4 protein-coding genes are annotated in these 6000 nt (G+C 70.5%); 3 read left to right on the forward strand and 1 reads right to left on the reverse strand.

Translation table 11 applies throughout. The features are described 5' to 3' along the window. Window positions 1–271: 271 nt before the first annotated feature. Both AB0M02_RS45150 and AB0M02_RS45155 read left to right on the forward strand, forming a co-directional pair. Entirely contained in the window at window positions 272–880 is a 609-nt protein-coding gene (locus tag AB0M02_RS45150) for an RNA polymerase sigma factor (protein WP_364238717.1), read from the forward strand. After that, window positions 877–1773, forward strand: a complete 897-nt coding sequence (locus AB0M02_RS45155; protein WP_364238691.1) for a CU044_5270 family protein — start codon at window positions 877–879, stop codon at window positions 1771–1773. Before AB0M02_RS45150 ends, AB0M02_RS45155 begins: the two co-directional genes overlap by 4 nt. Before the next feature lie 63 nt (window positions 1774–1836). Here AB0M02_RS45155 and AB0M02_RS45160 read toward each other — a convergent pair whose 3' ends face one another. After that, on the reverse strand, window positions 1837–3387 hold the full coding sequence (locus AB0M02_RS45160) for a DNRLRE domain-containing protein (protein ID WP_364238692.1): 1551 nt from the start codon (window positions 3385–3387) through the stop codon (window positions 1837–1839). Between the two features lie 171 nt (window positions 3388–3558). Between AB0M02_RS45160 and AB0M02_RS45165 the strand changes: the two genes are divergently transcribed. After that, window positions 3559–4728: a dipeptidase gene (locus tag AB0M02_RS45165; RefSeq protein WP_364238693.1), complete on the forward strand. Its 1170-nt coding sequence runs from the start codon at window positions 3559–3561 to the stop codon at window positions 4726–4728. Window positions 4729–6000: the final 1272 nt, after the last annotated feature.

Consider the following 6000-nt stretch of genomic DNA (forward strand, 5'->3'; position numbering starts at 1 on the left):
CGGCGCTCCGGGCGGGAGCAGCGCGCGGGCCGAGCGGCGGCCCGGGCGGGAGCGGTGCGCGGGCTGAGCGGCGGGCCGGGCGGGAGCAGCGCGCGGGCCGAGCGGGAGCAGCGCGCGGGCCGGGCGGGAGCCCAGCGCGGGCCGAGCGGCGCTCCGGGCGGGAGCAGCGCGCGGGCTGAGCGGCGGGTCCGGGCGGGACAGGGCGGGGCGGGGAATTTCGGCGGGAGGTGGAACTCGGGGCGGTGGGCGGACAGGACACGGTGTGACAGGGATGATGCGGGCCCGGATCCGGGACGGGGACAAGAGTGCGTTCGGGGAGTTGTTCGATGAGCACGCGCGGGCCGTCTACCGGTATGCGGTGTGGAGCGACGGCGACCACGCGAACGCCGAGGATGTGGTGTCGCTGACGTTTCTGGAGGCGTGGCGGATTCGGGCCTCGGTGCGTCCGGACGGGGAGAGTCTGCGGCCGTGGCTGCTCGGCATCGCCACCAACGTGCTGCGCAACCGGCGCCGGACGGCGTTGCGGTATCGGGCCGCGCTGAAACGGGTGCCGGCGGCGGACACGTTGCCGGACTTCGCCGACGACCTGGTCGGGCGGATGCACGACGCCGAGCAGCTGGCCGCGGCCAGAACCGCCCTGCGGCGGCTGCGGCGCGCCGATCGGGAGGTGTTCCTGCTCTGCGTGTGGCAGCAGCTCGACTACCACGCCGCGGCGGAGGCGCTCGGGATCCCGGTCGGCACGGTGCGGTCACGGCTGTCCCGGGCGCGGACGCGACTCCGCGCGCTCGCCGAGGCGGAGATGTCACAGCTCCGGCCGGAGACGGACCGTGCTTCCACCCGTACCCCTTGGATGTCCGCCATGCCGGAGGAGACGCTATGAGTGACCTGACAACGGCCGCGCCCACCGGCCCGGATCTGCCGGAGGCGCGGCGCCGCGCCCTGCGCGCGCACCTGATGGCGGAGCTGCACACGCCGGCCCGCAGGCACCGGATGATGATCGCCCTGCCGGTGGCCGGCGTGCTGGCCGCGGTGACCGCGGCCGGGATGATCGCCGGGCCGTGGGACGACGGCGTGCGACCGATTCCGACCACCCAGATCCTGGCCGGGGACCACGCGGCCGCCGTCGTCTTCCTGGACCGGCTCGCGCTGAGCGCCGGCGCGCGGGAGAACGGGCCGACCGATGGCCGCTACCTGTACGTGAAGAGTCGCGTCGCCTGGATGAGGTTCACCGAGCTCGACGACGGAAAGCTGGACGAACTGCATCAGCGGGAGGTCTGGCTGCCGCTGTTCGCCGGTGGCCGTGGCCTGCTCAAGGAACCCGACCGCCCCTCCGACCTGGGTGTCTTCACGGCCGAGCGGCTGCAGCAGGATCTGCCGGACGAGCCGGGCGCTTTGCTGAAGTGGATCTACAAGAGTTCGCAGGGGCAGGGCAACACCCCCGACGGGCAGGCCTTTTCGGTCATCGGTGACCTGCTGCGCGAGTCGATGCTGCCGGCGAGGACGAACGCCGCCCTCTACCAGGCGGCGGCGAAGATCCCCGGGGTGGAGCTGGTCGAGGACTCGGTCGACGCGGTCGGGCGGCACGGGATCGCGGTGGCCCACGTCGAGCTGGGCGAACGCCGCGAGTGGATCTTCGACGAGAAGACCGGGGAGTATCTGGGCGAGCGGTCCTACCTGGTGGAGGACAGGCCGTGGGGCAGGGCCGGGATGATCACGGCGACGACGGCGGTGACGGAGCGGGCCGTGGTGACCAGGCTCGGGGCAAGGCCGTAGAAATGGGAAAGCGCCGCCCGGCGGGGGACCGGACGGCGCTTTCCACTGAGGGGAGGGTAAAGATCAGCCGAGCTTCACGTTGAAGATCGGGTTGGCGGCCAGCTTCTTGAAGGCGGCCAGGCTCGCCGGGGTGCTGTCGATGCTGATGTCGCGGTTGCCCTCGTCGTCGGCCTTCGTGTCGAAGTGCACGATCGCCTTGATCTTCGGGCGCTTCACCAGCTCGGGCAGCACGCTGTTGTAGACGGCGTTCTTGTCGGTCGCCTTGCCGATGCGGTGGTAGCCACCCCACTCGGCGATCATGATCGGCTTGGCCGCGTGCTTGGTCGTGGCCCACTCGTAGAAGCCCAGGCCGCCACCCTTGGGAGCGCGGTCGAGCAGGTCAGCGAAGTTGCCGTAGTGGTAGTAGCCCTTCTCGACCGAGACGTAGGAGTCCAGGCCGATCCAGTCCACGACGTCGTCGCCGGGGTACAGGTCCTTCCACCACGACTGCGCCATCCACTTCTCGTTGCCCATGTACGCCATCACGTTGACGACGTTCGAGGCACCCTGGTCACGCAGGCGCTTGATGGTGTGGCGGTACATGGCAGCGAAGTCCTTCGCCTCCCAGCCGGAGCCGGCGCTGGCCTTGACGTCGTTCTCCGGCTCGTGGTTGAGCACGAGGAAGACGTTCTTGCCGTAGGCCTTGATGCGGGTGGCGAACGCGTCGATCCGCTTGTTCTGCTCACCCTTGGCGACCTTGGCCCAGGTGGAGCCGTACGCGATCTTCCAGTTCAGCAGCAGCACGCGCGGCTTCGCCGCGTCCTGCGTCATGGCGATCTCCGCCTTGGTCGGGAACGGCTCGTCGCCCTTGTGGTACGTGTGGAAGATCGTCGCGGTGCGGCCGCTCAGCTTCTCCCAGTTCTTGTGCTCCAGGTCGCGCGGCTTGCTGGTGAAGCCACCGGCCGCGCCGCCCCAGAGAACGCCGCAGGAGGGCACGAGCTTGGCGTTGGTGACGCAGTTCTTGTAGTCGCCGGTGTTGATCTCCGGCGCGACCGGGGCCGGCTTCACCGAAGCCGACTTCGAGGTGGTGACGACCAGCTCAGGGCCACCCTTGGCGGTGTTCTCCGCCGACTGGAAACGGACGAGACCGGTGGAGGTCACCGCGAACGAGTACGTGCCGGGACCGTAGACCTCGGCGCTCAGGTCGAACCCGATGCGCGTGTCGGTCGAGGCCGGGGTCACCGAGGCGACCGCGAGACCCAGCTTCGGGGCGTTGGACGAGGTCAGCTTCGCCTCGGTCCACGAGTTGTCGAGGACCCGCGAGACGGTGACCTTGCCCGACGGCTTGCCGGACGGGCTCAGGAACAGCCGCGCCTTCTTGACGTCGGTGCCGGCCGGGACCGTGAACTTCAGGAACGCGGTCTTCGTGTCGTTGCCGCTCTTGCCCGCGGCGAGCTTGTCTTCCGACCCGAACGCGGTGGTCTTGCGGGTGCTCGAGGTGTAGCTGTCGTCAGCGGCCTGAATCGCCAGGTCGGCGTCGGCCGCGGCGGCGGCACTCGGCACCATCACAGCGGCGGTGCCGGCGATTACGGCGGTCAGAGCTGTCAAGGACTTCGGCAGCTTGGCGCGTCGCATTGAATATCTCCCCCGGTTTGTCCGGCCCATGTCGGCCGGGCATGTGAAAGAGATTCCAGGGCGTGGGGTGCGCGCCAAGTGCCCGTGCAGGTGCCGACCGGTTGCGGCTCAACCAGCGCTGTTCGGACGGATCTGCTTGCACGCCCGGGTCGTGAGCGGTAGCCAGAGAGCATGAAGCTGATCATCGACGGCCACAACGACCTGCCCATGCGTCTGCGCGAGTGGCACGGCTCCAGCGTGCAGGGGCTCGAGCACGAGCGGCCACCCCTGCACACCGACCTGCCACGGTTACGAGCGGGCGGTGTGGGAGCACAGTTCTGGTCCGTCTACGTCCCCTCCGACCTGCCCGAACCGGTCGCGCTCCAGCACACCCTGGAGCAGATCGACGTGGTGATGCGGATGGTCGCCACCTATCCGGGGGACCTGGAGATCGCGTACACGGCGGCAGACGTCGAGCGGGTCATGGCGGCCGGGCGGATCGCCTCGCTGATCGGCGTGGAGGGCGGTCACAGCCTGGCCGGCTCGCTGGGGGTGCTGCGGTCGCTCGCCCGCCTCGGCGTCCGTTATGTGACGCTCACCCACAACCATCACACCGCGTGGGCGGACTCGGCGACTCAGTCACCCGCGGTGGGCGGCCTTTCGGCCGAAGGGCGAGCGATCGTACGCGAGATGCAGCGCATCGGCGTCCTCGTGGACCTCTCACACGTCGCCACCGAGACGATGCACGCGGCCCTGGACGTGGCGGTCGCTCCGGTGATCTTCTCGCACTCGGGCGCGCGGGCGGTGACGGAACACCCGCGCAACGTCCCGGACGAGGTGCTCTCCCGGCTGCCGGGCAACGGCGGGGTCATCCAGCTGACGTTCGTGTCGTACTTCGTGTCGGCGGAGATCCGGGACTGGCAGCAGGCGGCGGACGCGGAGTGGCGCCGTCTCGGACTGCCGGATCCGGCTGGTGGGTGGCCCCGCGCGCCGCGACCGGGCGAGGATCCGTCGACGGTGCCGGTCTCGGCGAGTCTGGAGCTGTCGGCCGCGCCGGCGTTCCGGGCGTGGCTGGCGGCGCACCCCAAGCCGGCGGCGACGGCGGCACAGGTGGCTGATCATGTGGAGCACGCCCGCGAGGTGGCCGGGGTGGACCACATCGGGCTGGGCGGCGACTTCGACGGCACGCCGGAGGTGCCGATCGACCTCCCCGACGTGTCCGGATATCCCCGCCTATTTGACGAATTACGGGACCGGAAGTGGGGGGACGAGGAGCTGGAGAAGCTCGCCTCGGGCAACATGCTCCGGGTCCTGCACGAGGCCGACCGGGTAGCGACGGAACCGCTGCAGCCGGGTCGCTGAGCGGCCCCCTTCATACGGTCGAGGGCCCGGCCTTTGGTCGAGGGCCCGGCCTTTGGTCGAGGGCCCGGCCTTTGGTCGAGGGCCCGGCCTTCCGAGATCGCGGAAACAGGCCGGGCCTGACACCAGTCGGGGGTCCGCGCTCCGCGGCGTCGGCCCGGCTCGTTTCGAAGTCGGGCCGTGGGTCCGGTTCTTCTGAGGCGGGTGGTTCGGCGCCGGGGCGTGCGGCCACCGGCGGGACGTCGTGGGGATGGGCGAGCGTCCGGGCCTGGTTGCGGATCCGCCGGCGACCCAGCTGGTGGGTTCGGACGCCGGATCTACCGGCGGATCGGCCGGCACGCGCCGCTGTACCTGGTGGGCTCAAGCGGTCACAGCCGGAATGCAGGCGGGTGTGGCCGCTTGCGTGAAGATCGTACGGATTCCCAATCCGCGGGAATTGAATGGGCCTCCCTGTGCGGGGTGCTGGTCGTCGTGCCGGACGGGGTCGAAGGCCTGGGTTCGGGACGGAAAGCTTCCAGTTGTCCCAGCAGGAGAGATCGGGAGTGGTGTGTTCAGCGGGTCTCGTCGGGGCGTTCGGGTTCGGTCGCGCCTGGCGCCTGGTCTGCTCTGGTGGCGGGGTCGCCCTGTTCGGGCGCCGGGTCCGGTGCCGGGTCGGCCGCTGACGCCGGCGCCGTTTCCTCGGGCGGAGTGGGCGTGCCTACCTGACCCGCCGATTCCGGTGAGCGCCTCGTCCGGGGCACGCGGGTTCTCGGCGCCGGGGTGTCGGAGGAACCGTTGACCGAGGCCGGATCCCCGCCGACCAGGTCACCGGGGACCGTGGTCGTGGGAGACGCGCCCGTCGATCGAGGCGTACGGCGAGTACTGGCCGCCCGTTTGCGCGGGGTGGCGGTGGCGGGCTTGGGCGGCTCACCGGGTTCGTCCGGCGCGGTTCCTTCTGAGCTCGGTTCCGCTTCTCCCGCCCCTGATTCCTGACTTGTCTCCGATTTCGGACTCACCTCCGAAGCCGGGCCCTCGTCCGCGGCAGCACTTGTCTCCGATGCCGGGCTCTTGTCCGGGGCAGCGCTCGCCTCCGAAGCCGCACCTTCGTCCGGGGCAGTGCTCGTCTGCGACGTCCCGCCTTCATCCGGGACGGTGCTCGCCTGCGAAGCCGCACCTTCATCCGGGGCAGTGCTCGTCTGCGAAGCCGCACCTTCGTCCGGGGCAGTGCTCGTCTGCGACGTCCCGCCTTCATCCGGGACGGTGCTCGCCTGCGAAGCCGCACCTTCATCCGGGGCG

Source organism: Actinoplanes sp. NPDC051861 (assembly GCF_040681145.1).
GTDB lineage: Bacteria > Actinomycetota > Actinomycetes > Mycobacteriales > Micromonosporaceae > Actinoplanes.

Coding starts and splice junctions, on each gene's coding strand:
- AB0M02_RS45150 (WP_364238717.1), top strand. CDS start 272: ATGATGCGGGCCCGGATCCGGGACGGGGACAAGAGTGCGTTCGGGGAG.
- AB0M02_RS45155 (WP_364238691.1), top strand. CDS start 877: ATGAGTGACCTGACAACGGCCGCGCCCACCGGCCCGGATCTGCCGGAG.
- AB0M02_RS45160 (WP_364238692.1), bottom strand. CDS start 3,387: ATGCGACGCGCCAAGCTGCCGAAGTCCTTGACAGCTCTGACCGCCGTA.
- AB0M02_RS45165 (WP_364238693.1), top strand. CDS start 3,559: ATGAAGCTGATCATCGACGGCCACAACGACCTGCCCATGCGTCTGCGC.